At 63.0% G+C, this 22999-nt stretch carries 25 protein-coding genes; 11 read left to right on the plus strand and 14 right to left on the minus strand.

Going from position 1 to position 22999, the window contains the following annotated elements:
* Positions 1-141 precede the first annotated feature (141 nt).
* Positions 142-666, plus strand: a complete 525-nt coding sequence (locus KIT02_RS07840; RefSeq protein WP_297585158.1) for a sigma-70 family RNA polymerase sigma factor — start codon at positions 142-144, stop codon at positions 664-666.
* Positions 663-1301: a DUF1109 domain-containing protein gene (locus KIT02_RS07845; protein ID WP_297584574.1), complete on the plus strand. Its 639-nt coding sequence runs from the start codon at positions 663-665 to the stop codon at positions 1299-1301. Before KIT02_RS07840 ends, KIT02_RS07845 begins: the two co-directional genes overlap by 4 nt.
* Positions 1302-1304: 3 nt before the next feature.
* Here KIT02_RS07845 and KIT02_RS07850 read toward each other — a convergent pair whose 3' ends face one another.
* The 3 genes from KIT02_RS07850 to KIT02_RS07860 form a co-directional block, all read right to left on the minus strand.
* Entirely contained in the window at positions 1305-1952 is a 648-nt protein-coding gene (locus KIT02_RS07850; protein ID WP_297584577.1) for a ThuA domain-containing protein, read from the minus strand.
* Between the two features lie 121 nt (positions 1953-2073).
* Positions 2074-2694 carry a methyltransferase domain-containing protein gene (locus KIT02_RS07855; RefSeq protein ID WP_297584580.1) on the minus strand — a complete coding sequence of 207 codons (621 nt, stop codon included), beginning with the start codon at positions 2692-2694 and terminating at the stop codon, positions 2074-2076.
* Positions 2691-3164: a GtrA family protein gene (locus tag KIT02_RS07860; RefSeq protein WP_297584583.1), complete on the minus strand. Its 474-nt coding sequence runs from the start codon at positions 3162-3164 to the stop codon at positions 2691-2693. The genes KIT02_RS07855 and KIT02_RS07860 overlap by 4 nt, the downstream gene beginning before the upstream one ends.
* Positions 3165-3472: 308 nt before the next feature.
* Here KIT02_RS07860 and KIT02_RS07865 point away from each other — a divergent pair, with 308 nt between their 5' ends.
* Both KIT02_RS07865 and KIT02_RS07870 read left to right on the plus strand, forming a co-directional pair.
* Complete coding sequence (locus KIT02_RS07865) at positions 3473-5074, plus strand: bifunctional metallophosphatase/5'-nucleotidase (RefSeq protein WP_297584586.1); 1602 nt, start codon at positions 3473-3475, stop codon at positions 5072-5074.
* Positions 5075-5232: 158 nt separating this feature from the next.
* Complete coding sequence (locus KIT02_RS07870) at positions 5233-5655, plus strand: hypothetical protein (RefSeq protein WP_297584589.1); 423 nt, start codon at positions 5233-5235, stop codon at positions 5653-5655.
* A gap of 87 nt (positions 5656-5742) precedes the next feature.
* On the opposite strand, the gene KIT02_RS07875 is transcribed toward KIT02_RS07870, so the two are convergent.
* Positions 5743-5991: a GlsB/YeaQ/YmgE family stress response membrane protein gene (locus tag KIT02_RS07875; protein ID WP_297584601.1), complete on the minus strand. Its 249-nt coding sequence runs from the start codon at positions 5989-5991 to the stop codon at positions 5743-5745.
* A 165-nt stretch (positions 5992-6156) separates the two neighbouring features.
* On the opposite strand from KIT02_RS07875, the gene KIT02_RS07880 reads away from it, so the two are divergent.
* Positions 6157-6657, plus strand: coding sequence for a hypothetical protein (locus KIT02_RS07880; protein WP_297584604.1), 501 nt, complete (start codon positions 6157-6159; stop codon positions 6655-6657).
* 129 nt (positions 6658-6786) lie between these two features.
* Here the strand turns inward: KIT02_RS07880 and KIT02_RS07885 are convergent, their stop codons facing one another.
* From KIT02_RS07885 to KIT02_RS07910, 6 genes are all read right to left on the minus strand, one after another.
* A complete protein-coding gene (locus KIT02_RS07885) occupies positions 6787-7833 on the minus strand; it encodes a Gfo/Idh/MocA family oxidoreductase (RefSeq protein ID WP_297584607.1) in 1047 nt (348 codons plus the stop codon).
* A 175-nt stretch (positions 7834-8008) separates the two neighbouring features.
* A complete protein-coding gene (locus KIT02_RS07890; protein ID WP_297584610.1) occupies positions 8009-8797 on the minus strand; it encodes a ThuA domain-containing protein in 789 nt (262 codons plus the stop codon).
* Between the two features lie 169 nt (positions 8798-8966).
* Positions 8967-9974 carry an ABC transporter ATP-binding protein gene (locus KIT02_RS07895; RefSeq protein ID WP_297584613.1) on the minus strand — a complete coding sequence of 336 codons (1008 nt, stop codon included), beginning with the start codon at positions 9972-9974 and terminating at the stop codon, positions 8967-8969.
* Between the two features lie 14 nt (positions 9975-9988).
* Positions 9989-10834: a carbohydrate ABC transporter permease gene (locus KIT02_RS07900; RefSeq protein ID WP_297584616.1), complete on the minus strand. Its 846-nt coding sequence runs from the start codon at positions 10832-10834 to the stop codon at positions 9989-9991.
* Entirely contained in the window at positions 10834-11814 is a 981-nt protein-coding gene (locus KIT02_RS07905) for a sugar ABC transporter permease (protein ID WP_297584619.1), read from the minus strand. The genes KIT02_RS07900 and KIT02_RS07905 overlap by 1 nt, the downstream gene beginning before the upstream one ends.
* Positions 11815-11905: 91 nt before the next feature.
* Positions 11906-13174, minus strand: coding sequence for an ABC transporter substrate-binding protein (locus tag KIT02_RS07910; RefSeq protein WP_297584622.1), 1269 nt, complete (start codon positions 13172-13174; stop codon positions 11906-11908).
* 494 nt (positions 13175-13668) lie between these two features.
* On the opposite strand from KIT02_RS07910, the gene KIT02_RS07915 reads away from it, so the two are divergent.
* Positions 13669-14691, plus strand: a complete 1023-nt coding sequence (locus KIT02_RS07915) for a substrate-binding domain-containing protein (protein ID WP_297584625.1) — start codon at positions 13669-13671, stop codon at positions 14689-14691.
* 106 nt (positions 14692-14797) lie between these two features.
* Positions 14798-15631 carry a 3-mercaptopyruvate sulfurtransferase gene (sseA, locus tag KIT02_RS07920; RefSeq protein WP_297584628.1) on the plus strand — a complete coding sequence of 278 codons (834 nt, stop codon included), beginning with the start codon at positions 14798-14800 and terminating at the stop codon, positions 15629-15631.
* Between the two features lie 168 nt (positions 15632-15799).
* Here the strand turns inward: sseA and KIT02_RS07925 are convergent, their stop codons facing one another.
* Positions 15800-16483 (minus strand): class I SAM-dependent methyltransferase, encoded by a 684-nt coding sequence (locus KIT02_RS07925; RefSeq protein ID WP_297584630.1) that lies wholly within the window; start codon positions 16481-16483, stop codon positions 15800-15802.
* 106 nt (positions 16484-16589) lie between these two features.
* Here KIT02_RS07925 and KIT02_RS07930 point away from each other — a divergent pair, with 106 nt between their 5' ends.
* Positions 16590-17312 carry a VWA domain-containing protein gene (locus tag KIT02_RS07930; RefSeq protein WP_297584633.1) on the plus strand — a complete coding sequence of 241 codons (723 nt, stop codon included), beginning with the start codon at positions 16590-16592 and terminating at the stop codon, positions 17310-17312.
* Positions 17309-18013 carry a DnaJ domain-containing protein gene (locus KIT02_RS07935; protein ID WP_297584636.1) on the plus strand — a complete coding sequence of 235 codons (705 nt, stop codon included), beginning with the start codon at positions 17309-17311 and terminating at the stop codon, positions 18011-18013. The genes KIT02_RS07930 and KIT02_RS07935 overlap by 4 nt, the downstream gene beginning before the upstream one ends.
* Positions 18014-18164: 151 nt before the next feature.
* On the opposite strand, the gene KIT02_RS07940 is transcribed toward KIT02_RS07935, so the two are convergent.
* On the minus strand, positions 18165-18608 hold the full coding sequence (locus KIT02_RS07940) for a MarR family transcriptional regulator (RefSeq protein ID WP_297584639.1): 444 nt from the start codon (positions 18606-18608) through the stop codon (positions 18165-18167).
* A 65-nt stretch (positions 18609-18673) separates the two neighbouring features.
* Between KIT02_RS07940 and KIT02_RS07945 the strand changes: the two genes are divergently transcribed.
* Both KIT02_RS07945 and KIT02_RS07950 read left to right on the plus strand, forming a co-directional pair.
* Positions 18674-19186, plus strand: coding sequence for an ester cyclase (locus KIT02_RS07945; protein ID WP_297584642.1), 513 nt, complete (start codon positions 18674-18676; stop codon positions 19184-19186).
* Positions 19187-19364: 178 nt separating this feature from the next.
* A complete protein-coding gene (locus KIT02_RS07950) occupies positions 19365-20087 on the plus strand; it encodes a DNA helicase (protein WP_297584645.1) in 723 nt (240 codons plus the stop codon).
* Positions 20088-20153: 66 nt separating this feature from the next.
* Here the strand turns inward: KIT02_RS07950 and mmsB are convergent, their stop codons facing one another.
* Together mmsB and mmsA are read right to left on the minus strand one after the other, a co-directional pair.
* A complete protein-coding gene (mmsB, locus tag KIT02_RS07955; protein WP_297585161.1) occupies positions 20154-21365 on the minus strand; it encodes a multiple monosaccharide ABC transporter permease in 1212 nt (403 codons plus the stop codon).
* 59 nt (positions 21366-21424) lie between these two features.
* Positions 21425-22957 (minus strand): multiple monosaccharide ABC transporter ATP-binding protein, encoded by a 1533-nt coding sequence (gene mmsA / locus KIT02_RS07960; protein WP_297584647.1) that lies wholly within the window; start codon positions 22955-22957, stop codon positions 21425-21427.
* Between the last annotated feature and the right edge of the window lie 42 nt (positions 22958-22999).

The raw sequence follows: 22999 nt of genomic DNA on the forward strand, positions 1-22999 counted from the left end.
AGGCCATTCGCCGTGACCTTGCCGCGGGTTACCTGGTCACGCAGCCGTGATCATGGCTCGCTTTTTTGTCGCTGGTGTGTAACCTCCACCGGCCATCGGGCGAATGGAGACACAATGCAGGTGGATGCGACAGAGATGCGGCTGCGTGAGTTGATGCTCGCCGCGCTCGATGGCGATGCGGTGGCCTATCGGCGCCTGCTCGCCGATCTGACGCGCTATCTGCGGCCCTGGTTTGCCCGGCGGCTGGGCCCCGCCCATGCTTCGCAGGCGGAGGACCTCGTGCAGGAAACCCTGCTGGCCGTGCATACGCGGCGGATGACCTACGATCGGACAAGGCCGTTCACCGCTTGGCTTCATGCCGTGGCGCACCACAAGTATGTCGATTACGTCCGCCGCACTGCCATCCGCCCCACTGTGCCGCTCGAGGACGATGCCCCAATCTTCGCCACTGACGACAGCGCCAATGCCGCCGACCAGCTCGATGTGGCGGCCGTGCTGAGCGAAGTGCCGGATCGCACCGCAGATCTCATCCGCCAGACCCGCATCGAAGGCGCCAGCGTCGCCGAGGCCGCCCAGCGCCATGGCATGACCGAGACCGCCGCCAAGGTCTCCATCCATCGCGGCCTCAAATCGCTCATGGCCCGCTTTGCCGGGGGTGAAAAATGACCGACGACCTGATCACCCGCCTCAGTAGCGACCTCGCGCCGGTATCGCCGCGTGCCATGGAACGCCATATCGCTCTGGCCCTGGCCATCGGTGCCCTGATCACCCTGCCCTATGCCTGGCTGGTGCTCGATCTGTGGATCGGACGACCCTTCGTGCCCCTTTGGGGCGATGGCATGTTCGCCATGAAATTCGGCTACACGCTGGCCTTCGCGCTCTTCGGCTTCGCTGCCGTCCCGGCCCTGAGCCGCCCCGATGGCCGCATCCGCTGGCCACTGGTGGCGGCCGGCCTCGTCGTGCTGCTCGCACTCGGCCTCGGCACCATGAACTGGATGGGCGGCGATTGGGCCATGCCAATGCTGATGGGCCAGACGGCCATGGTCTGCCCTTGGCTCATCACCCTCACGGGCCTGCCGGTCCTGACAGTATTGCTCATCGCCATGCGTCGCCTGGCGCCGCGGTCCCCTTCCATGGCCGGGCTGGCCGCCGGGTTGCTGGCCGGCGGCTTCGGCGCCTGGGTCTATGCCTTCTTCTGCGGCGAAAACAGCATGATGTTCATCGCCGTCTGGTATTCGCTGGGCATTGCCCTTACCGCTCTTGCCGGCGCGGCACTTGGGCGTATCCTGTTGCGCTGGTAGGCGCTATTCGTCCCGCGCGGCCCAGTTCATGCCACGCCGCATGATGGTGGCCATATTGGGGTTCTCGAATTCCTTGGCGCGGTGACCCAGGGTCATGTGGAACACCTTGCCCTTGCCATGGCGGCGCTTCCACACCACGGGCATCACGACGCCGTCGATCCAATAGGCATGTTCGCCGGTAAAGGTGGTGGTCGCCAGCACCTCGTTGGAGGGGTCCACATGCATGTAATATTGCTCGGACGTGTAGGGGAACGACTTGATCCCCTCCATGATCGGGTCATCCGATTTGGCCACGTCCACGGTGTAGTCGATGATATTGCCCGGGTGGGCCACCCACTGCCCGCCGACCATGAACTGGTAATCGACCGAATCGCGGAAGGCGTCGCTCATGCCGCCATGGTGACCGGCCAGGCCAACCCCGTTCGCCACGGCCTTGGTGAGGTTCTCGACCTCTTCCTTGGCGATCTTGCTCATGGTGTAGATCGGCACGATCAGCGACAGATCATGGATCGAGGGATCGGCAAAGGCGCCGGTTTCAGTGGCCGTCCGCACCGAATAGCCGTCTTCATGCAGCCAGCGACGATAGATGGTGGCGCATTCTTCCGGGTCGTGACCATCCCAGCCACCATATACGATCAAAGCACTGCGCATGGAGAACCTCCGCAAATCAAACGGCGCGGAGAATACCCGACTGGGCCACTATTGAAAGCCCGTTACGCACGTTCCCGGTTCGCCGGGCGATTCACGAAATGCGGACGCCACGCTTCTGGCTCTACGACGATCGCTCCAGCCGGCTGACAAAATGCATCTGGCGTTCGAACACCCAATTGAGCGGAGGCGGATAAAGGCCGAGCTTCTCCCGGCGCGATTTTTCCGCGAGCCCGGCGACAGCGAAGGCCGCCTGCCATTGACCGCTATGGAGATAGTTATAGGGCAGCCGCACATCGTGGCCGCGATTGCCGACCCAATCCATCAGCCGCAACACCGGTCCCGCCAGAAACCCCTCGCGCAGGTGGTCCTTGATGATGATGCTGTCGCTGGCCACGCGCGCCGCCTCCGCGAGCACGGCGGCCGGATTGTCCGTGTGATGCAGCACGTCGACGAGACTCACATGCTCGAAGCTGGCATCGGCAAAGGGGAGCCTGGTGCCATCATATCGCGTCACCGGAATATGGGTGACGGGGCGCACCAGCACATCGGCTCCCTCAATTTCGAGGTCTGGACGCCGCCGCATCACCCCCAGCGCCACCTGCCCATCCCCACAGCCAAGGTCGAGTACGCGCGCCGGGCCGGGTGGGATCATCTCTGCAATGGCCCCGGCCAGCACCGCGACCCTGCGGTCAAAGATCAGTGCGCCATGGACGGCGTTGAGAACCCGTTTCCCGCCGTTCATCCGGCGCGGGCCACGATCGCGTTTGCATCGGGACGTGCAACCGCAAAGGCCCAGCTCTTGAGCACCACGAAATTGACGCCTGACGTCAGCGCCACGACGAGCAGCGCCGCCGGCAGGCTGGGCAGGGTCAGGGCGCCGTGAAAGACATAGCCGAAGGCGGCGGCCAGCAGCATGGCCATGGCCTGCACGCCGGCATATCGCGGCAGGGCCCGCGCGTGTTCGGCCTCTGAGGCGAAGCTGAAGCGGCGATGCAGCAGATAGACCGGCAGGATGAAAGCGCAATAGCAGGCAGCGCTGACGATCCAGGCGGCCTCCTGTGGCACAAGGCCGACCAGCAGGCCCGACACGATGACGAAGCCAATGGCGCCCCCCGCCCCGATTGCCAGGAACGACATGAGGCTCGCCGAACGGGGTGCGGGCGCCGGACCGGTCGTTGGCTGGCGCATCAGGCTTTGAAGGGCGATACTCATATGAGGGCGGTCCACGGGATGTTCATCCCACAAAGGCGCTCAATTCCTTGCCCCCGGGTTTACGCGTCCCTCCGCCGGTGCGGCACGATTGGCCATGGTAAATAAGGTGTGACGGTCCCCAGGGACGAAATTTGACCAAAAGGTCCACTTTCGCCCGTCATATTTTACTGGTTAACTGCCCGTCGACGCTGACCGTGTCACCCCGAACGGCTTCGCCAGGCCTGAACTGGCGGAACCACCTGGGGCGGCGCACCGGCCTGCCGGTTTCCGGCGACGTCGACCGAAAAAAAGCAAAAGGGACAACAGGGATGAAAAATCTATTGCTGGGCGCCACAGCGCTCACCCTCTGCGCTGGCTTTTCCAGTGCGGCGCATGCCGACTTCACGCTGAATATTCTGCATATCAACGATTTCCATTCCCGCTTCGACCCGATCACCGGGTCCGATTCCAACTGCGACGCCGAAACCGACGCCGCAGGTGAATGCTTCGGCGGCATTGCCCGTCTCAAGACCATCATCGACGACACGCGGGCAAAATATGAGGGCGGCAACTCGCTGCTTCTGTCGGCCGGCGACAATTTCCAGGGCTCGCTCTACTACACCACCTACAAGTCCAAGGTGGTCTCGGACTTCTTCAACCAGATGGGCTTCGATGTGGTCGCCACCGGCAATCACGAATTCGACGACGGCCCCGAGGAGTTCCTGAAATTCATCGAGGCGGCCGAATTCCCCATCATCGGCGGCAACTTTGACGTCACCCGCGACGAAAACCTGGCCGGCAAGATCAAGGGCTCCATCGTCCTCGATATCGGCGGGGAAAAGGTCGGCATCATCGGCGCGACCACCGAGGACACCCCCGATATTGCCTCGCCCGGCGATGCCGTCGAGTTCCACGACGTCATTCAGTATGTCCGCGGCGCTTCCGAGGCCCTTGATGCCGCCGGCGTCAACAAGATCATCCTGCTCAGCCACATCGGCTACACCATCGACATGGAAGTTGCCGCCGCGCTGCCGCTGGTCGACGTGATCGTGGGCGGGCACAGCCACTCCCTGCTTGGGTCCATGGAAGGCGCCGCCGGCCCCTACCCCACCATGGTCACAAATCCGGACGGCGTCGAAGTGCCCGTCGTCCAGGCCAATCAGTACGGCAAGTATCTGGGCGACATTGCCATCACCTGGGATGATGACGGCAAGGTCGTCAGCGCCGAAGGCGAACCCTTCCTCATCGACGCTTCGGTGGAAGGCAACGAGGACTTCAAGTCCCAACTGGCCGACCTCGCGGCCCCGATTGAGGAAGCCATGGGCGTCGTCATCGGCACCGCCACCGAGAATATCGAAAGTGCCCGCGAAGTCTGCCGCGCCATGGAATGCTCCATGGGCAACCTGGTTGCCGACGCCATGCTGGATCGCGTTGCCGATCAGGGCGTGACCATTGCCATCCAGAATGGCGGCGGTCTGCGCTCCTCCATCGATGCCGGCGAGATCACCATGGGCGAAGTCATCACCGTCCTGCCGTTCTCCAACACCCTGGCCACGGTGCAGATCTCCGGTGCCGACGTGATCGAAGCGCTCGAAAACGGTGTCAGCGACGTGGAAAATGGTGCGGGCCGCTTCCCGCAGGTTGCCGGTCTCAAATACAGCTTCACCCTCGCCAATCCGGCCGGTGAGCGCGTCAGCGAGGTCATGGTTGCCGACGGCGACACCTGGGCTCCGATCGATGAGGATGCCACCTACACCATTGTCACCAACAACTACATGCGTGGTGGCGGCGACGGCTATGGCACCTTTGCCGAAGGCGACAATCCGTATGACTTCGGCCCGCCGCTGGAGCAGGTTCTGGCCGACTACATCGCCAAGCAGGGTGGCGAATACACCCCCTATACCGATGGTCGCATCACTGTCGTCGAATAGGCCAAAGGTGACCGAATGACTGCGAAAGGGCGCCCTCCGGCGCCCTTTTTTGTGCCCGCCCCGGAATGACCCGCTTCCGGCCCCATCTTCGACACGATTGCTCGCAATGACCCTCACTATCCCGTGATCGGGATCAGCGAATTTGAAGGAAGCGTCGAATGAAGCCCCTAGCTATTGCTGCCGTTCTTGCGGCGACCTTGACCCTCACCGCCTGCGGTGGTGATGCCCCCCAGACTCCGGCCGAAACCACGACCACGCCGGCGGAAGAAACAGCCGCTCCGGCCGAAACCGAACCGACCGCTGAAGCTGAGCCGGCGGCCGAAGAGCCCATCGTCAATGTGGAAGTCAATGGCGATGCCACCGTGCCCGGCACGGACATGACCGTGGACGAGGCAGTTCAGAGCGTGCAGCAGCAGGTCGAGGACCTGCAGCTCAACGAGGCCGAAAAGCGTCAGGCCGTTGTCGACGCCCGCACCCAGGCCGAAGCCGCCGCCAAGGCCGCCGGCATGACCGACGAGCAGGTCAAGCAGGCCGGTGACGCCGCCGAGGCCGCCGCCAAGACCATGTTCGGCATCGAATAAGGCCTAGAGCGCCATCACTCGACATATACGACACGAAAAAAGGGGCGGCCTGGGCCGCCCCTTTGCATTTCCCGCGACAGCAGTGTCTCAGCGCCGCGCCAGCTGGCCCCAGGCCAAGAGGATGATGACGGCGCCGACGATCGCGCCGATGAAATTGGCGCCGTCGCCCGGGCCATACCAGCCGATCTGTTGACCGAGCCAGGTGGCCAGCACCGAGCCGACAATGCCCAGCACTGTCGTCAGGATGAAACCGGAGGGTTTGCGATCCCCCGGCGTGATCCATTTCGCGATGAGCCCGGCGAAGAAGCCGATGATGATGGCCCAGAGAATTTCCATAAAGACGCTCCCGTTTTCGTGTCCCTGCAACAAGTCGGAACCCTGTGGCCCAGTTGCAAGCCCGTTCACATTTTTCGATTTCATTCCGATTGCGCACAAAAGCGTGCAACCGATCTGGACCAGGGCCGTTTGTTGGCTGCGGGGCCTAAAAAACGGAGAAAAACAATGAAGAAAATTCTCACCGCAGTGTCCATCGCCACCCTTCTCGGCGCTGGTTCCTACGCAATTGCCCAGGATGCGGGCGTGACCCTCGACAGCGACACCGGCGTGTCCGTCGAAACCCCTTCGCTGGATGCTGATGCCGATGTCGGTGTCGATGCCAGCGTGGACGCCAGCGCCGGCGACATGGCCGACAACACCTATGGCGCCGTGATGGCCTCGATCTCCGGCTCGGCTGACGTCGACCTTTCGGCCGTCACCGAGGACGCCCAGGTTTCCCTGGTGCTGATCTCGACCCTGGAAGGCGATGCTGAAACGGAAGCTGCGGCTCTCGATGAAGCCCTTGCCGCCGATGCCGAAGCCCAGACGGCCCTTCAGGCCAATGTCGAAGGCAATGCCGCCATCAAGGCCAAGCTTGAAGCCGAAGGCTATGCCTCCAGCGATGTGGTTGCCGTCAAGAGCAACGCTGATGGTTCGGTTGTCGTTTTCGTCGACGACCGCGCCTAAAGCGTTTTCAAGAAAAGTGGAAACCACTTTTCTGGTTCGAAAACGCGACCAAAAAAGAACTAGGTCAGCCCTGCCTGATCAAACTAAAAGGCCCCGGCTCTGCCGGGGCCTTTCTCATATGCGCTGCGGTCAGTTGACCTTGTGCTCCATCCGGTCGCGATCGGTCACCGTCGCCAGGTCCAGCACCTTCTGGATATTGGTGGCGTGGCGGAAGCTCGGTTCCAGGTTTGTCTGCGTCCGGCAGGCATCGACGAAACGCTGGTAGTTGGTCGGCACCGGCTCGACCTCGACCTCGGTCCAGGTGCCGGTCTCGGCGTCGGCGCCCAGGCACGTGAAGAGTTTCGACCAGTCATGCCGGTGCTGCACTTCCACCGAGCCCAGTTCGCCATAGACGCGCAGGCGCAATTCGTTGAAGTGACCCGTCGCCCAGCGGCTGGCGTGAACCACGCCCAGAGCCCCATTTTCCAGCTGCGCCGTCATGGCAAAGCTGTCATTGGCGTCGAGATCATATTCGCCAATGACATTGCCCGGCGCCTTGTCGAAGGTTTCCAACCGGCAGAACACTTTCGAAAAGTCGCTGCCGGCCCCGTAGGCGGCAAAGTCGAGGATATGCACGCCGATATCGCCGAGCACGCCATTGGAGCCATGTTTCTTGGATAGCCGCCACAGCCACTGGCTCTCGGTGCGCCAGTCACCCCAGGCCTTGCTGACCAGCCAGCTCTGGAGGTAACTCGCCTCGAAATGCTTGACCGTGCCGACCTGCCCCGACATCACGATGTCGCGGGCTTTCTGCAGCTGGGCGACATTGCGATAGGTCAGGTTGACCATGTTGACCAGGCCCAGCCGCTCGGCCGTCTCGGTCATTTCCATGGCGCGTGCATGGTCGGTGGCCAGCGGCTTTTCGCAGAAGACGTGCTTGCCGCCCGCCAGGGCCGCCATGGTGGTGGGGTAGTGCACGCTGTCCGGCGTCACATTGGCCACGGCATCGAACTGCCCCCAGGCCAGCGCCGCATCGAGCGAGCCAAAGCCCCGCTCGATATTGTGCGCAGAACAAAACGCCTCGACCCGCATCGGATCGACGTCCACGCCGCCGGCCAGGGTCACCCCCTCGATGGCTGCAAAGTGCTTGGCATGCGTATTGGCCATGCCGCCGGTACCCAGGATGAGGATACGCATAGTCTTTGTTCCTTGTGCGGAGTCTGAAGTCCGCGAGCATAAATAGGCTCGATGCGGCAGAAGACCTCATCCTGAGCCTGTCGAAGGACGAGGTCGTGGCAGGCGCCATGTGACCGACCTCGTGGTTCGACAAGCTCACCATGAGGTCTCAGGGGCGGCGCCTGCCGCGTTCGGGTTACTTCTTCACTTCACCGGCATGATCGGCCGCCGACAGCTTGGCGCCGCGCTCTTCGATCTTTTCGATCGCCTCGCCCACCGGTGTGTTCGGTGCCTTCATCAGATGCGCATGGCGCTCGCCCGCATAGGCCCAGTTGACCGCATTGCGCAGCACCTTGCCGACATTGGCGTCGTGATAGGTCGGATAGGTTTCGTGGCCCGGACGGAAATAGAAGATATTGCCGGCGCCGCGACGATAGGTGAGGCCACTGCGGAACACTTCGCCACCCTGGAACCAGGAGACGAACACCGTTTCCAGCGGCTCGGGCACCGTGAAGGGCTCGCCGTACATTTCCTCGTATTCGAGCTCGAAATAGGGCGGCAGGCCCTTGGCGATCGGGTGTCCGGGATTGACCACCCACAGGCGCTCGCGCTCCCCGGCCTCGCGCCAGTGCAGATTGGCGGGCGAGCCCATCAGCCCCTTGAAGACCTTGGAGTGGTGCCCCGAATGCAGCACGATCAGGCCCATGCCCTGCCAGACATGCTCCATGACCCGCTTGACCACCACGTCGTCGACCTTGTCATGGGCCGCGTGACCCCACCAGATCAGCACGTCCGTATTGGCCAGCGCCTCTTCGGTGCAGCCGTGTTCGGGCTCCTGCAGGGTCGTGGTCTTGACCGAAATGTTCGGGTCCGATTCCAGCAGCATGGCTATGTGGTTGTGCATGCCCTTGGGATAGTTCTCGGCCACGACCTTGTTCTTCTGCTCGTGGACGTTCTCGCCCCAGACAAGGGTTCGGATCGGCATGATAGTCTCCTAGTGGAATACCGGCACCGGGCCGGGATAATCTGTTTCGTCTCTGCGTCATTCCCGTGCCAACGGGAACCCCGGTTTTCTCAACGGTGGTTCCCGTTTTTGGGGGAGCGCGCCTTTAGCACCAAAAGGTGGCGACCCTGTGCCGCCACCCATGCCCCGCCTATTGGCGGATCGGCTTGCCGGCTTCGTCGAAGCGGTGGACCTTGTCGGCAACCGGCGACACGCGAAGCACCGTGCCCGAGGGGTGTTCCTGCGCCCCTTCAAGGCGCACCACCACCGGCTCTTCCTGGCCCATTTCGAGATAGACATAGGTGTCCGCACCGAGGTTCTCGGTGTGGATCACCGTGCCTTCCCAAACACCATCCGGCGTCACCGTCATGTGTTCCCCGCGCACGCCCAGCGTGGCGCAGTCATGCTTGGCCGCCTTGTCGCCGGTGATGAAATTCATCTTGGGCGAACCGATGAAGCCGGCCACGAAAATGCTGTCGGGGCGCTCATAGAGTTCCATGGGCGTGCCGACCTGTTCCACCAGCCCATCCCGCAGCACGCAGATGCGATCGGCCAGCGTCATGGCCTCGACCTGGTCATGGGTCACGTAGATCATGGTCACATTGCCCATGTCCTCGTGCAGCTTGGCAATCTCGATGCGGGTCGCCACGCGCAGCGCGGCGTCGAGGTTGGACAGGGGCTCGTCGAACAGGAACACCTTGGGATCGCGGGTAATGGCGCGGCCGATGGCCACGCGCTGCCGCTGCCCGCCGGACAATTGCTTGGGCAGGCGGTCGAGGTACTGCCGGATCTGCAGCATGTCGGCAGCCTTTTCCACGCGCTTGCGGATTTCGTCCTTGCCATGGCTCTTTTCGAGCTTCAGCCCGAACGCCATGTTTTCATAGACGGTCATGTGCGGATAGAGCGCGTAGGACTGGAACACCATGGCGATGCCGCGCTTGGACGGCGTCAGGGCATTGACCACCTGGCCGTCGAACAGCATTTCGCCCGAGGTGATGTCCTCAAGTCCCGAGATCAGTCGCAGCAGGGTGGATTTGCCGCAGCCCGAAGGGCCGACAAACACCATGAACTCACCTTTTCGCACTTCGAGGTCGACGCCCTTGATGACGTTCACGGCGCCGAAGGACTTCTTGATATTGCGCAGCTCAATTGATGCCATTTGGCGTTACTCCTTTAGCCCTTGACGCCGCCGGCGGTCAGGCCGCTGACGATCTTGCGCTGGAAGATGAGCACCAGCACCACGAGCGGTACGGTGACGATGACCGATGCCGCCATGATGATGCCCCAGGGAATTTCGTATTGGGACCCGCCCGAAAGCAGGGCGATGGCCACCGGAACGGTGCGGGTCTGGTTCGAAACGGTAAAGGTCAGCGCGAACAGGAACTCGTTCCAGGCCGCGATGAAGGCCAATAGGCCCGTCGTCACCAACGCCGGCCACATCAGCGGCATGAACACCTGCGTGATGATGACCCAGGGCGTCGCTCCATCGACGATGGCGGCTTCCTCGATCTCGACAGGCAGGTCGCGCATGAAGGTGGTCAGCACCCACACGGTGAACGGCAGGGTAAAGATCGTATAGGCGAAGATCAGCGCCCAGGGCGTGTTGTAGATGCCCAGGAACCGGATCACCTCGAACAGGCCCGCCAGCACCGCGATCTGCGGGAACATGGAGACGGCCAGGATAGTCATCAGCAACAGGCCCCGCCCCCTGAACCGCACGCGGCTCAGCGCAAAGGATGCGGTGATGGCCAGGAACAGCGCCAGGATCACCGTGACACTGGCCACAAAGACCGAGTTCAGCAGGTTGCGCGGGAACTCGCCCTGCGTGAACACCTGCCGGAAGTTGTCGAGGCTGAACGAGGTCGGCCAATAGGTGACGCGGAACAGGTCGGTGCCCGATTTGAGGCTGGTCAGGATCGCGTAGTAGAACGGGAAGACCGACACCACCACGATGAAGATGACCAACAGGTAGAACAGCACCTGCTTGGTGAGCTTCCAGAAATCGAATGTCGCGTCCATCAGCGATCTCCCCCTTCGAAGTTCACTTTGCCTAGCCAGATATAGAGGATGGTGAAGATGGCGATCAGCAGGAACAGCAAGGTCGATTGCGTCGAGCCCTCGGCGAAATTGTTGAACTGGAACAGGTTCTCCTGCGCCAGAACCGACATCGTCTTGGTCGAGCGCGAATTGGGCGTCAGCACATAGATCAGGTCGAAGATGCGCAGCGCATCGAGCACGCGGAAGATGATCGCGACCATGAGCGCCGGACGCACCAGCGGCAGCGTGATCTTGAAGAACTGCTTGACCGGATGCACCCCGTCGATGGCGGCGGCTTCATAGATGTCCTTGGGGATCATCTGCAGGCCGGCCAGGATCAGCAGCGCCATGAATGGCGTGGTCTTCCAGATATCGACGATCAGAACCGCAGTCATGGCCGTATCGGCCGAGGCGGTCCAGGCCACCGGGGCAGCCAATAGGCCCAGCTTCATGCCAAGATCGTTGATGATGCCGAACTGGTCGTTCAGCATCCAGCTCCACATACGGGCCGAAACGATGGTCGGAATGGCCCAGGGAATGAGAATGGCGGCACGCACGATGCCCCGGCCCCGGAACTCGGCATTGAGCACCAGTGCCACGATCATGCCGAGCACCGTTTCCCACAGCACCGACCAGAAGGCGAAGCGCACGGTGTTCCACACCGCATTCCACCAGTCCGGATCGGCCAGCACGCCGCGATAGCGGACCGTACCGCTCTCCAGCACCTGCCAGCGCAGGTAATTGCCGAAGCCGACCCATTCGGCGCCGTAGAGATTGTTGAGCGTCGCGTCGGTGAAAGAAAAGTAGATCGACCGCAAGAGGGGCCAGCCGGCAACGATTGCCAGGGCAATCAGCATCGGCACCAGGAACCAGCGCGCGGCTCGCACCCGCTGCTGCATGAGTTCCGATTTTATCTTGGGTGTTGTGGCCGAGGCCACCGACCCCATCGTTTCCGTCGCCATGTCTTTTCCTCCCCCATTGTCGTCGATATTTGCGCGAAGCGGGCGGCGGGGGAAGCCCCACCGCCCGCTTTGCTAGGACAGCCGGGAGGACTTACCAGGCGTCGCCCTTGAGATCGGCGAGGTCGGCCTCGAGGATTTCGAGGTTTTCGGCCGCCGTACCATTGCCCGACAGGGTGTCATGCACGGCGCTCCAGAACAGCGACGACACTTCATTGTAGTCGGTCTTGGTCGGAGCGGACGGACGCGGCACGGCCTGCTCGAAGATCGCCTGCCAGTTCGCCATGAAGGGCGAAGCGGCCAGCACGTCGGCATCCGAATACAGGCTCGGAATGGTCGGCAGGTTGGACTGCTTGATGGCGCGTTCCTTCTGCACTTCTTCCGAAGCCAGGTACTTCACCAGCTCGATGGCGGCTTCCTGGTCGGGGGAGTACATGGAAACGGCCATGTTCCAGCCACCGAGGGTAGCAGCCGAACGCGCGCCTTCGCCGTCACCGGCCGGAAGCGGCGCCACGTCGAACTTGCCCTTCACCGAAGAGTCGTCGCCATTGCCCAGTGCATAGGCATAGGGCCAGTTGCGCATGAACACGGCATTGCCGAGCTGCCACACGCCGCGGCTTTCTTCTTCCATATAGGCCAGCACGCCATCGGGAGCGATGGTGCCAACCCAGCCGGCAGCCCGATCGATAGCGGCAGCAGCCTGCTCATTGTTGATCGAGACGGTACCGTCGGCCTCGACGATCTGGCCGCCGCCATTCGACATCACCCATTCAAGGGCGTCGCAGGTCAGGCCTTCATAGGCATTGCCCTGGAACACGAAGCCCCACAGCTCCGAGTTACCCTCGGCGCGTTCGGCATCCATGATTTCCTTGGCGGTGGCTTCCAGGTCAGCCCAGGTCGCCGGGACTTCCTTGCCATACTTCTCGAGCAGGTCGGTGCGGTAGTAGAGCGCCGGCGCGTCGGTGAAGGCCGGCAGGGCGACGAGCTTGCCGTCCACGGTCTGCGACTCGATGATCGAGGGGAAGTGGTTGCCCGAAATGTCGGAAGCGGCCTCGGTCAGGTCGACGAAGTGCTCGGCCAGCTGCGGGGCCCAGATCACGTCGGTCTGATAGACGTCGATATCGGCATTGCCGGCGGCGAGCCACAGGCGATACTGGCCGAACTGGTCGGTGGTGGACGAAGGCATCGGCACCACGGTGACGGTGTGGCCGGTATCGGCCTCGAACTTGTCCAGCTGGCTGCGCAGGAATGCCAGGCCATTGCCGGTATCGCCGGAAACGATGGACAGTTCAGCGGCCTGGGCAACACCGGCAACCAGGGTCACGCTCGCCATCATGCCGACGAACAAAGTCTTGAGTGTCATTGAGTTCCTCCCAAAGGAATCGAGTTGGCGGGAGGCACGGTCAACCAGCCGGACGCTCGGCGCGCTTGGCCAGTTCGCCCTCCCTCAAAAACACTTCGGTTCAAACCGTTCGAGCGGTAATTTCCAAAGCGCTTTGGGCAAATAGGAACCAGAGCGCCCCATCACTGTCAAGCGGCGAAACGCGCCCGACTCTGCGTTTTTTAAGACGTCGAAAATTTAATCTTGCAATTTCAATATCTTACGAAAGCAACCTGTTAATTCACAGGCTTCAGGGCCAATTCCCGGCTGATGTACGCACCTCAAAATTCGAAAACGTTTTCACCCTCTTGCCAATAAAATTGAAATCGCTTTGAATTGCCGGCGGAGGAGAAACGGGCGCCCACTTTTCAACAAGCGGCGTCTGCCCTATTGGCAGGATTGCGCCAGCCTGGCGCCGCCCCTGATCCGCTTCGGCTCGGGGGCGGAAGCGTCCTGACACATGGGTCACTGGCGAAATGAGACTGAAGGACCTGGCGGAACATCTCGGTCTGTCGCAAACCACGGTGAGCCGCGCACTCAACGGCTATCCCGAGGTGAAGGAAGCGACACGCCGGCGCGTGGCCGATGCGGCCACCGCATTGGGCTATCGGCCCAATGCCAGCGCCCTGCGCCTCGCCACCGGCCGCGCCGGCGCCGTGGGCCTCGTCCTGCGCGGCGCCGACGAACTTGGTCCGCACATGTCCGAGTTCCTGTCCGGCGTGGGCAGCTACATGGCCAGTCAGGAAATCGACATGCTGGTGACCACCGTCGCCAGCCACCAGGAAGAACTCGCCGCCTACCGGCGCCTGGCGGCCAGCCAGAAGGTCGATGCGGTTATCCTGCATTCCCCCACCATCCGGGACGAACGGGCCGAACTGCTCACCAGCCTAAACATTCCCTTCATCCTCCATGGCCGCACGGAGATCGGCCGCCCCCTGGCCTGGCTCGATATCGACAACACCAGGGCGCTCGAACGCGCTACCAGTCACCTCTTGGATCTGGGGCACCAGCGCATCGCCCTGCTGAACGGGGTGCGCGGCCGCACCTTTGCCGAACATCGCGAAGCCGGCTATCGCGCCGCGCTCGGCGCCCGGGGGATCAAGGTCGATCCGGCCCTGATCGGCAATTCACCCTTCACCGACGAAATCGCCTTCCGCCTGGCCCAGTCCATGCTCGAATTACGCCCGCGCCCGACGGCATTCCTCGCCGGCTCGATGATGACCGCCCTCGGCGTGTTCCGCGCCATTCGCCAGGCGGGCCTGGAATTGGGAACCGACGTTTCCATGATCGCCCATGATGACGTGTTTCCCTATCTCAATGCGGACAACATGTATCCCACCATGTCCACCACCCGCTCCTCGATCCGCCAGGCCGGTATGCGCATCGCCGAGCTGATTACCCAGGTGCTGGCGGGCAAGCCGGCCGGCAATGTGCAGGAACTATGGCCCGTTGAATTGGTTTTACGTCAGAGCTCCGGACCTGCGCCGGCCAGGCGCTGAGTGAGAGAACCCTTGCGGCGCATGGATTGGCGAGGCTAGCTACGCGTCCATGACGGGCACCGGCATTGAACCTAAGCGCCCGGGCGCAGCGGCATAGGAGTGCGACATGACCTCCCCTTTCGTCACCACGGCATGGCTGGCTGATCACCTGAGCGATCCGGGCCTTGTCGTCGTCGACGCCTCCTGGCACCTGCCCAATACGGCCCGCAACGCCCAGGCCGAATACCTGGCCGGCCATATTCCCGGCGCCGTATTCTTCGACATCGACGGCATTGCCGATACCGCGACCAACCTGCCCCATATGCTGCCGGCCCCGGCCGATTTTGCCCGCGCCGTCGGCGCCCTGGGCATCGCCGATGACATGACGATCGTCGTCTATGACGAGGTGGGCCTGTTCAGTGCGCCCCGCGCCTGGTGGACGTTTCGCGCCTTTGGCGCCAGCAAGGTCTTCATGCTCGAAGGCGGAGGCCCCAAATGGCGTTCGGAGCGCCGCCATATCGAGGCGGGGCTCGTCCGCCGCAATCGGGCTGTGTTCCAGCCCCGGTTCAATACCCATGCCGTTGTCGGATTCGATACGGTCCGCGATCACGCGCAGAACAGTTCGCGGCAGATCGTCGATGCCCGCCCGGCACCCCGCTTTCACGGCGAAGCGCCCGAGCCGCGCGCCGGTCTCAGATCCGGCCACATTCCCAACAGCACCAATGTCCCCGTGAGCCTGCTCACCGAACAGGGCAGGCTCAAGCCTGTGGACCAGCTGCAAACGCTGTTTGCCGATCGGGGCATCGACCTGACGCAGCCAATCATCACCTCCTGCGGCTCCGGCATCACCGCCGTCACCCTGGCCCTGGCCCTCGAACAGGCCGGCGCCCGGGACGTGGCCGTCTATGATGGCTCCTGGGCCGAATGGGGCGCCCACAAGGATGCGGAAGTGGAAAGCTGAGGACCCCAAGCCGCGCGCCACGCATCGCTTCGCCACACCCCAGCCAGACCAGAAATGCTCCCATAGGCAATTGCACTGAGCCACCAGCTCCATCGTCCCCTCGCCCCTCTGGGGAGAGGGCCGGGGTGAGGGGTGAAAACCTATCGGCTAGCACACAGGCGAAGAAACCTACCCCGCATAGGCCACCCACCCCCGGAAATCGAAGCCCGCATAGAACAGGCTGATATCGGCAAAGCCTGCTTCAGCCAGCATCGCCTCCTCGTCCTCCGGCGCCATCAGGTGCAGGCGCTCCAGCATCGCCCTGCGCCCCGATTCTGCATGTGCGGGGTCGACACCATTGGAGACGGCGAAGGCCGCGTGGCGCCGCATCCAAACCTCGCGGCTGGCCTCATCCTGCGGGAAGCTCATATGCGCCAGCACCAGCGGCGCGCCTGTCACCAGCCTTTGCCGCAAACCCCTCAGTGTCCGAAGCCGCTCGGCCAGCGGCACGAAATGAAAGACCAATAGGCACGTCGCGGCGTCGAATGGCCCCTCGGGTGCCACCGCGATCGTTCCGGTATGCAGCCGGATCCGGTCAGCATGGGCCCTGGTCACCTGCCGCGCTGTGTCCAGCATGGCGTCGGACGGGTCGACACCATCGAATGTCCATTCGGCGTGCGCAGACGCAAGAACATCGAGTTCGATCCCGCCCCCGGCGCCCAGCACCAGCACGCGCCCGGCCCCCGGCACCCGCTCGCCGAGCAGCAATTGCGTCATGCGGTGCAGGCCCGCAAGGCCGGGCACCTGCCTGAAGGCATTGTCGGCATAGGTGCTGCCCTGTCCGGGCAGTGTCTGAACGTGATCAGTTTTCATGTAACTTCTATTATTACATCTAGGAAATCCTGGCAACAGGCTCCACTCAGCAAAGCGTGCGCGACCAAGGCTTGCAGCCGCCCGCGAGCGCCCACATATTCGATCTATGAAAGACATCAAACGCTCGACATCGCGCGACGGCCATATCCAGGCGCAACCGGGCGTCCGGGATGAGGTTGCCGCCTTTGTGCAAAAGGTTGGGCAACTCGCGCGCCCCAACACCGCTGAAGATGGCCGCCTGCTCTTTGCCATGGACGCCACCATGAGCCGCCAGCCCACCTGGGACATGGCGCTGACGCTGCAGGCCGGCATGTTCGAAGCGCTGCCGCGCGACGCTGCGCTCCAGGTGCAACTGCTCTATTTCCGCGGCATGGGCGAATGCCGCGCCTCCAAATGGGTGCTGGATGCCAAGGCTCTGGCCCGGCTGATGAGCGGCATCGTCTGCCAGGGGGGCAATACCCAGATCGGCAAGGTCTTTGCCCATGCCCGCGACGAGAGCCGGAAGCGGCGCATCAATGCCGTGGTCTTTGTCGGCGACGCTATCGAGGAAAATGTCGACAGCCTCGCGGCCAAGGCTGGCGAGCTCGGCCTGATGGGCCTGCCGCTATTCCTCTTCCAGGAGGGGCATGACAGCCGGGTGGAGGCCGCCTTCCGCGAATTTGCCCGCCTCAGCAAGGGTGCCTATGCCCGTTTCGACAGTTCTGCGCCCCAGCAACTGGCCGAATTGCTCAAGGCCGTGGCCGCCTATGCCAGCGGCGGCCGGGCCCATCTCAAATTGCAATCGAGCCAGGCCGCACGGGCCCTGCTGACGCAGATCGAGGGACGATGAGCTGGATTTTTCTCGCCGCCCTGGGCGTGCTGGCCGCGCTGTGGCTGATCACGGCGCTGCGCACCATGGATCGCCGCCTCGTCATGCGCGCCCTGCGGTGGATCGTGGGGGGCCTCGCCGCACTCGTCGCCATCGGCGCCCTGGTGTTCCGGCGCATCGACATTGCCATGCTGGTGGGTGCAGTGGCAGCCTCGGTGCTGCTGCGCGGCCGGCTGGGCCAGTTTTCCTTCGACAGCGTCACCGGCGGTGGCGGCAATACCTCCAAGGTCAATAGCCGCTTCCTCGCCATGCAGCTCGATCACGACACCGGCGAACTCTCTGGCCGGGTCGTCGACGGGCAATTCGCCGGCTGGGATCTTCTCGACCTCGGCCCCGAGGAAACCCGCGCCCTGATCGAGGAAGTCGGCGGCGACGCAGAAAGCGTCAGCCTCTTGGAAAGCTGGCTCGACACCAATCGCGCCGGCTGGCGCGAATATTTCGCCGAACACGACACGGGACAGGGTACGGCAAGCGGCGCGACCACCGGCCGGGACCCGGTCGCCGAGGCCTATGCCGTTCTGGGCCTAAAACCCGGCGCCACGGACGATCAGATCAAAGCTGCCCATCGCGAACTGATGAAAGGCGTCCACCCCGATCACGGCGGCTCCGAATTCCTTGCCGCCAAGATCAACGAAGCCCGCGACCTGCTTCTGGGCCGCTAGGCACACTTTTGTTCGCCAATCCACGACGTCATCCCGGCGCAGGCCGGGATCCAGGTCCGCATCTGGGAATGGCCCGCCGAACACCATCCTCGGGCGCACAGCGCCGCACAGACCGAAGTCCCAGCACCAAGCTGCTCAGCGATATTGCCGCTCACCTGCCAGTCTGATCCCCTTCTGCCAGGGCGCTGAGCTTGCCCACGATCGCGTGCAACTCCGTCCGCAACCCGGCCAGCCGCTCCGGGCTGACATCGCCGAGCAGCAGCGTCGCGAACTGTTCCTGTCCGGCCTGGAACTGCCTGAACTGCCCGGCACCGCTTGCCGTAAGGAACAGTTGGATTGCCCGGCGATCCTGGGGATGAGCCTTTCGCTCGACCAGGCCCAGACCTTCCAGCGCGTCCACGAGCCCGGTCACGTTGCGCGGCGTCACGCCCAGCCGGTCCGCCAGCATTTTCTGCGTCATGCCCGGCGCGCCGCCAATTTCCCACAGCACCTGAGCCCGCGCCATGGTCAACCCGGCCGGGCCCAGCCCCCGCTCCATATCGGCATTCATCAGCTTGGTGACCATCATCAGGGTGCCAAGGACATCACGTCGCATTTCCGCGCTGTCACTTTCGTGTATCATATTCACTATATGGCTAATTCACCATCAGGATGAAAGCCATGTCCGCGACACCAGCCCACAATATCGACCTGATGAAAGCCGCCTTCGCTGCCCTCAACCGCCGCGACATCGCGGCCTGCATCGCCATGCTGACGCCCGACTTTCAAATCCACGTTGCCGGTGCGCCGCCGCGCACCGGGCAGGCCGCCTGGCGCAGCAATACCGGCATCATGTTCACCGCTTTTCCGGACGCCCAGGTCCATGTCGAGGACATGTTTGCCACCGAGGACAAGGTCGCCGTCCGGGCCAGGATTACCGGCACGCATACCGGCAATTTCCTCGGCCAGCCGGCCACCGGCAATGCCATTGCCTATGACAGCATCGAAATCTACCAGATCCGCGACGGCAGGATTGCCGCCGAATGGATCTGCTCGGACACATTGACCATGATGACCCAGGCCGGCATTCACAAGAAGGGGGCGCTCCTGGCGCTTTGGCTCGGCAGCTTCAAGGTCTGGATCGCCGCAGCGCTGGGTATTGCCGTGGGTGCACTGGTCTTTGCCTGGCTGTGAATTTGAAGCGCGTCGCCAAAACACGCGAACAGGATTATGATCCGATTCTGGCGCGGTCCACGCCTCCCCCCCTCCACCGGGTAAGCAGCTCACCTGTCGGATCACCGAACGTCATCATTGCCCCGTCGTGCGACGGCAAAGGAGGGATTGCCTGAGCCAGAACGACTGGAGCATTTCGATGACGCTTTCCGCGCCCATCCACCGCCTGAAGCGCGCTGCCCGGGAACAGGCCCGCGCCAGATCCATCCCGCTGCACGCCGCGCTTGACGCCGTCGCTGCAACCCAGGGCTATGCCAGCTGGAGCCTGCTCTCGGCGCACAATCCCGCCACCATGGCGGGCCCCGAGAGCCTCTATGCCAGCCTCCTGCCCGGCGACATGGCGCTCGTCGCCGCGCGCCCGCGGCAGGGTAAGACCATCCTGGCCATCCAGCTGGCCCTCGCGGCAATCGCTTCGGGCAAGGCCGGGCATATCTTCTCGCTCGATTACACGCCCGCCGATATCGCTGCACACCTGGCCGCCATGTCCGGGCCGTTGGCGCTCCATGCCGGCAGCCTCGCCATCGACTGCGCCGACACCATTGCCGCCGATCACATCATCGCCCGCCTGGCGACGGCGCCGGCCGGCACCCTGGCCGTCGTCGATTATCTGCAATTGCTCGACCAGCGGCGGACGAACCCGCCGTTGCAGGCCCAGATCGAGACCCTGGCGCATTTCGCCCGGGCGCGCGGCGTGATCCTGGTCTTCATCTGCCAGATCGATCGCAGCTATGACCCCGCCCGCGCCAACCTGCCGGGCCCCGCCGATATCCGCCTGCCCAATCCCCTCGATCTCGGCCTCTTCAACCGCGCCTGGTTCCTGCACGACGGAAAGCTGGCAGAACTCGATCGCCCCCTCGCCTGATCCCCTCAGGCAAAAAAAAGAGGCCGCCGGGATGTCCCGACGGCCCCAATTTTCAATCAGCCCCGGTCAGGCCGAACGGTTCTTGTTGTAGAGATCGAAGAACACCGCTGCCAGCAGCACCACGCCCTTGATCATCTGCTGCCAGTCGATATTGACGCCCATGATCGACATGCCGTTGTTCATCACGCCCATGATGAAGGCGCCGATCACCGCACCCGCCACCTGGCCGACACCGCCCAGCGCCGACGCACCGCCGATGAACACGGCCGCGATCACGTCCAGTTCCAGCCCCTGCCCGGCCTTGGGCGTCGCCGAATTGAGCCGCGCCGCATAGATCATGCCGGCCAGAGCCGCCAGCGCCCCCATGATGGCGAAGATGTAGAAGGTCGTGCGTTCCGTCTTGATACCCGACAGCGCCGCCGCCTTGAGATTGCCGCCGATGGCATAGATGCGGCGGCCGAAGGTCATGCGCTTGGTGAGGAACACGAAGCCGGCGATCAGCACGCCCATCACCACCAGCACATTGGGCAGTCCGCGATAGGAGGCCAGCATATAGGCGAAGAACAGCACAATGGCCGAAATGATGACATTCTTGATGACGAAGAGGCTGAACGGCTCCACGTCATAGCCGCGCGCCTTGCGGCGGGCCCGCGTGCGGATGGCAAAGAAGATCATGCCGACAATGGCCAGGATGGCGATGACCATGGTGGTCGTGTGCAGCACCACGTTCTGCCCGTTTTCGGCCAGCCAGGGCATGGTGGTCGGCCCGACGATGTCGGGAATGAAGCCCGCCGACAGCAGCTGGAATTCGGCCGGGAAGGGCCCCACCGACTTGCCGGCGAGAATGGCCAGCGACAGCCCCTTGAAGATCAGCATCCCGGCCAGCGTCACGATAAAGGCCGGAACGCGGTGATAGGCGATGATATAGCCCTGCGCCGCCCCGATCGCCGCACCGGCAACCAGGCAGATCGCCCCGGCAATGATCGGGTTGGCCAGAAAGGCCAGTTCGGGCGGAAAGTCCCAGCCCACCATCAGCATGGCCGCCAGCGCCCCGACAAAGCCCGAGACCGAGCCGACGCTGAGGTCGATATGACCGGCCACGATCACCAGCAGCATGCCCAGCGCCATCACGATGATGTAGGAGTTCTGCAGGATGATATTGGTCAGGTTCACCGGCTTGAACAGCACGCCATTGGTGAAATACTGGAAGAACAGCATGATCAGGATCAGCGCCAGCAGCAGGCCATAGTCCCGCATATTGGCGCGCAGCGCGTCCATCAGCCCAAGCTGGTGCGACTGCGCGGCAGAAGCGGTTCCGGTCGGAGCGGTTTCGGTTGTCATGATGCCTTTCCTTCGGCGCGCACGATGGCACGCATGATCTTTTCCTGGCTCGCTTCGCTGGTGGGCATTTCGCCTACGATGCGGCCTTCGTTCATTACATAGAGACGGTCGGTGATGCCCAGCAGTTCGGGCATTTCCGAAGAGATCACCAGGATGGCCTTGCCCTGCGAGGCCAGCTTGTTGATGATCGTGTAGATTTCGTATTTGGCGCCCACGTCGATGCCGCGCGTCGGCTCATCCAGGATCAGCACGTCCGGATTGGCGAACAGCCACTTGCTGAGCACCACCTTCTGCTGGTTGCCGCCCGACAGGTTTCCAGTCACCTGATAGACGCTGGACGAGCGGATATTGGTGCGCTTGCGATAATCGTTGGCCGCATCGAGCTCGGACAGATCGTCGATCACGCCAAAGCGCGACACGCCCCTGAGATTGGCGATGGTGGTGTTGTTCTTGATGTGGTCGATGAGGTTCAGCCCGAAGGTCTTGCGGTCCTCGGTGGCATAGGCAATGCCGTGCCGGATGGCCTTGTCGACGCTCGACGTATCCACCTTCTGGCCATTAACGAACACCTCGCCGCTGATCTTCTGGCCATAGGCCTTGCCGAAGACGCTCATGGCAAATTCGGTCCGCCCGGATCCCATCAGCCCGGCAATGCCGACGACCTCGCCCTTGCGCAGCTCGATGCTCACATCCTTGATCACCTGCCGTTCGCGATGCTGGGGATGGAACACGTTCCAGTTCTTCACCGCAAAGATCACCTCGCCGACATTGGGCGTGCGGGCGGGGTAGCGGTCCTCCAGCGAGCGGCCGACCATGGAGGTGATGATCCGGTCCTCGGTGATGTGTTCGGTATCCATCGTTTCGATGGTCTTGCCGTCGCGGATCACGGTCACGCGGTCGGCAATGCGGGAAATCTCGTTCAGCTTGTGGCTGATGATGATCGAGGTAATGCCCTGCTTCTTGAATTCCTGCAGCAGGTCGAGCAGCGCCTGGCTGTCCTTCTCCGAGAGCGACGCCGTCGGCTCGTCGAGGATCAGCAACTGCACCTGCTTGCTCAGCGCCTTGGCGATTTCCACCAGCTGCTGCTTACCCACGCCGATATTGGTGACCAGCGTGTCCGGGTCCTCGCGCAGGCCCACCATGGACAAAAGCTTGCGCGCCCCGTCGCGGGTTTCGTCCCAGTCGATGATGCCGGCCTGCGCCTGCTCATTGCCCAGGAAGATGTTTTCGGCGATCGACAGCAGCGGCACCAGGGCGAGTTCCTGGTGGATGATGACAATACCCTTGTGTTCGCTGTCGCGGATGGAGCGGAAATGCTGCTCTTCACCCTTGTAGATGACCTGCCCGTCATAGGTTCCGTGCGGATAGACCCCGCTCAGCACCTTCATCAGCGTCGACTTTCCGGCCCCGTTCTCGCCGCAGATGGCGTGGATTTCGCCCGCGCGCACATCCAGGTTGACGTCGGACAAGGCCTTCACGCCGGGAAAGGTCTTGGTGATGCTGCGCATCTCGAGAATAGTGTCGGTCATACTGGTCCTAACCTCGATAGACCTGGGCTTCCCTTCACCGGG

Source organism: Devosia sp. (genome assembly GCF_025809055.1).
Taxonomy (GTDB): domain Bacteria; phylum Pseudomonadota; class Alphaproteobacteria; order Rhizobiales; family Devosiaceae; genus Devosia.

Coding starts and splice junctions, on each gene's coding strand:
- KIT02_RS07845 (WP_297584574.1), top strand. CDS start 663: ATGACCGACGACCTGATCACCCGCCTCAGTAGCGACCTCGCGCCGGTA.
- KIT02_RS07850 (WP_297584577.1), bottom strand. CDS start 1,952: ATGCGCAGTGCTTTGATCGTATATGGTGGCTGGGATGGTCACGACCCG.
- KIT02_RS07855 (WP_297584580.1), bottom strand. CDS start 2,694: ATGAACGGCGGGAAACGGGTTCTCAACGCCGTCCATGGCGCACTGATC.
- KIT02_RS07860 (WP_297584583.1), bottom strand. CDS start 3,164: ATGAGTATCGCCCTTCAAAGCCTGATGCGCCAGCCAACGACCGGTCCG.
- KIT02_RS07865 (WP_297584586.1), top strand. CDS start 3,473: ATGAAAAATCTATTGCTGGGCGCCACAGCGCTCACCCTCTGCGCTGGC.
- KIT02_RS07870 (WP_297584589.1), top strand. CDS start 5,233: ATGAAGCCCCTAGCTATTGCTGCCGTTCTTGCGGCGACCTTGACCCTC.
- KIT02_RS07875 (WP_297584601.1), bottom strand. CDS start 5,991: ATGGAAATTCTCTGGGCCATCATCATCGGCTTCTTCGCCGGGCTCATC.
- KIT02_RS07880 (WP_297584604.1), top strand. CDS start 6,157: ATGAAGAAAATTCTCACCGCAGTGTCCATCGCCACCCTTCTCGGCGCT.
- KIT02_RS07885 (WP_297584607.1), bottom strand. CDS start 7,833: ATGCGTATCCTCATCCTGGGTACCGGCGGCATGGCCAATACGCATGCC.
- KIT02_RS07890 (WP_297584610.1), bottom strand. CDS start 8,797: ATGCCGATCCGAACCCTTGTCTGGGGCGAGAACGTCCACGAGCAGAAG.
- KIT02_RS07895 (WP_297584613.1), bottom strand. CDS start 9,974: ATGGCATCAATTGAGCTGCGCAATATCAAGAAGTCCTTCGGCGCCGTG.
- KIT02_RS07900 (WP_297584616.1), bottom strand. CDS start 10,834: ATGGACGCGACATTCGATTTCTGGAAGCTCACCAAGCAGGTGCTGTTC.
- KIT02_RS07905 (WP_297584619.1), bottom strand. CDS start 11,814: ATGGCGACGGAAACGATGGGGTCGGTGGCCTCGGCCACAACACCCAAG.
- KIT02_RS07910 (WP_297584622.1), bottom strand. CDS start 13,174: ATGACACTCAAGACTTTGTTCGTCGGCATGATGGCGAGCGTGACCCTG.
- KIT02_RS07915 (WP_297584625.1), top strand. CDS start 13,669: ATGAGACTGAAGGACCTGGCGGAACATCTCGGTCTGTCGCAAACCACG.
- sseA (WP_297584628.1), top strand. CDS start 14,798: ATGACCTCCCCTTTCGTCACCACGGCATGGCTGGCTGATCACCTGAGC.
- KIT02_RS07925 (WP_297584630.1), bottom strand. CDS start 16,483: ATGAAAACTGATCACGTTCAGACACTGCCCGGACAGGGCAGCACCTAT.
- KIT02_RS07930 (WP_297584633.1), top strand. CDS start 16,590: ATGAAAGACATCAAACGCTCGACATCGCGCGACGGCCATATCCAGGCG.
- KIT02_RS07935 (WP_297584636.1), top strand. CDS start 17,309: ATGAGCTGGATTTTTCTCGCCGCCCTGGGCGTGCTGGCCGCGCTGTGG.
- KIT02_RS07940 (WP_297584639.1), bottom strand. CDS start 18,608: ATGCGACGTGATGTCCTTGGCACCCTGATGATGGTCACCAAGCTGATG.
- KIT02_RS07945 (WP_297584642.1), top strand. CDS start 18,674: ATGTCCGCGACACCAGCCCACAATATCGACCTGATGAAAGCCGCCTTC.
- KIT02_RS07950 (WP_297584645.1), top strand. CDS start 19,365: ATGACGCTTTCCGCGCCCATCCACCGCCTGAAGCGCGCTGCCCGGGAA.
- mmsB (WP_297585161.1), bottom strand. CDS start 21,365: ATGGACGCGCTGCGCGCCAATATGCGGGACTATGGCCTGCTGCTGGCG.
- mmsA (WP_297584647.1), bottom strand. CDS start 22,957: ATGACCGACACTATTCTCGAGATGCGCAGCATCACCAAGACCTTTCCC.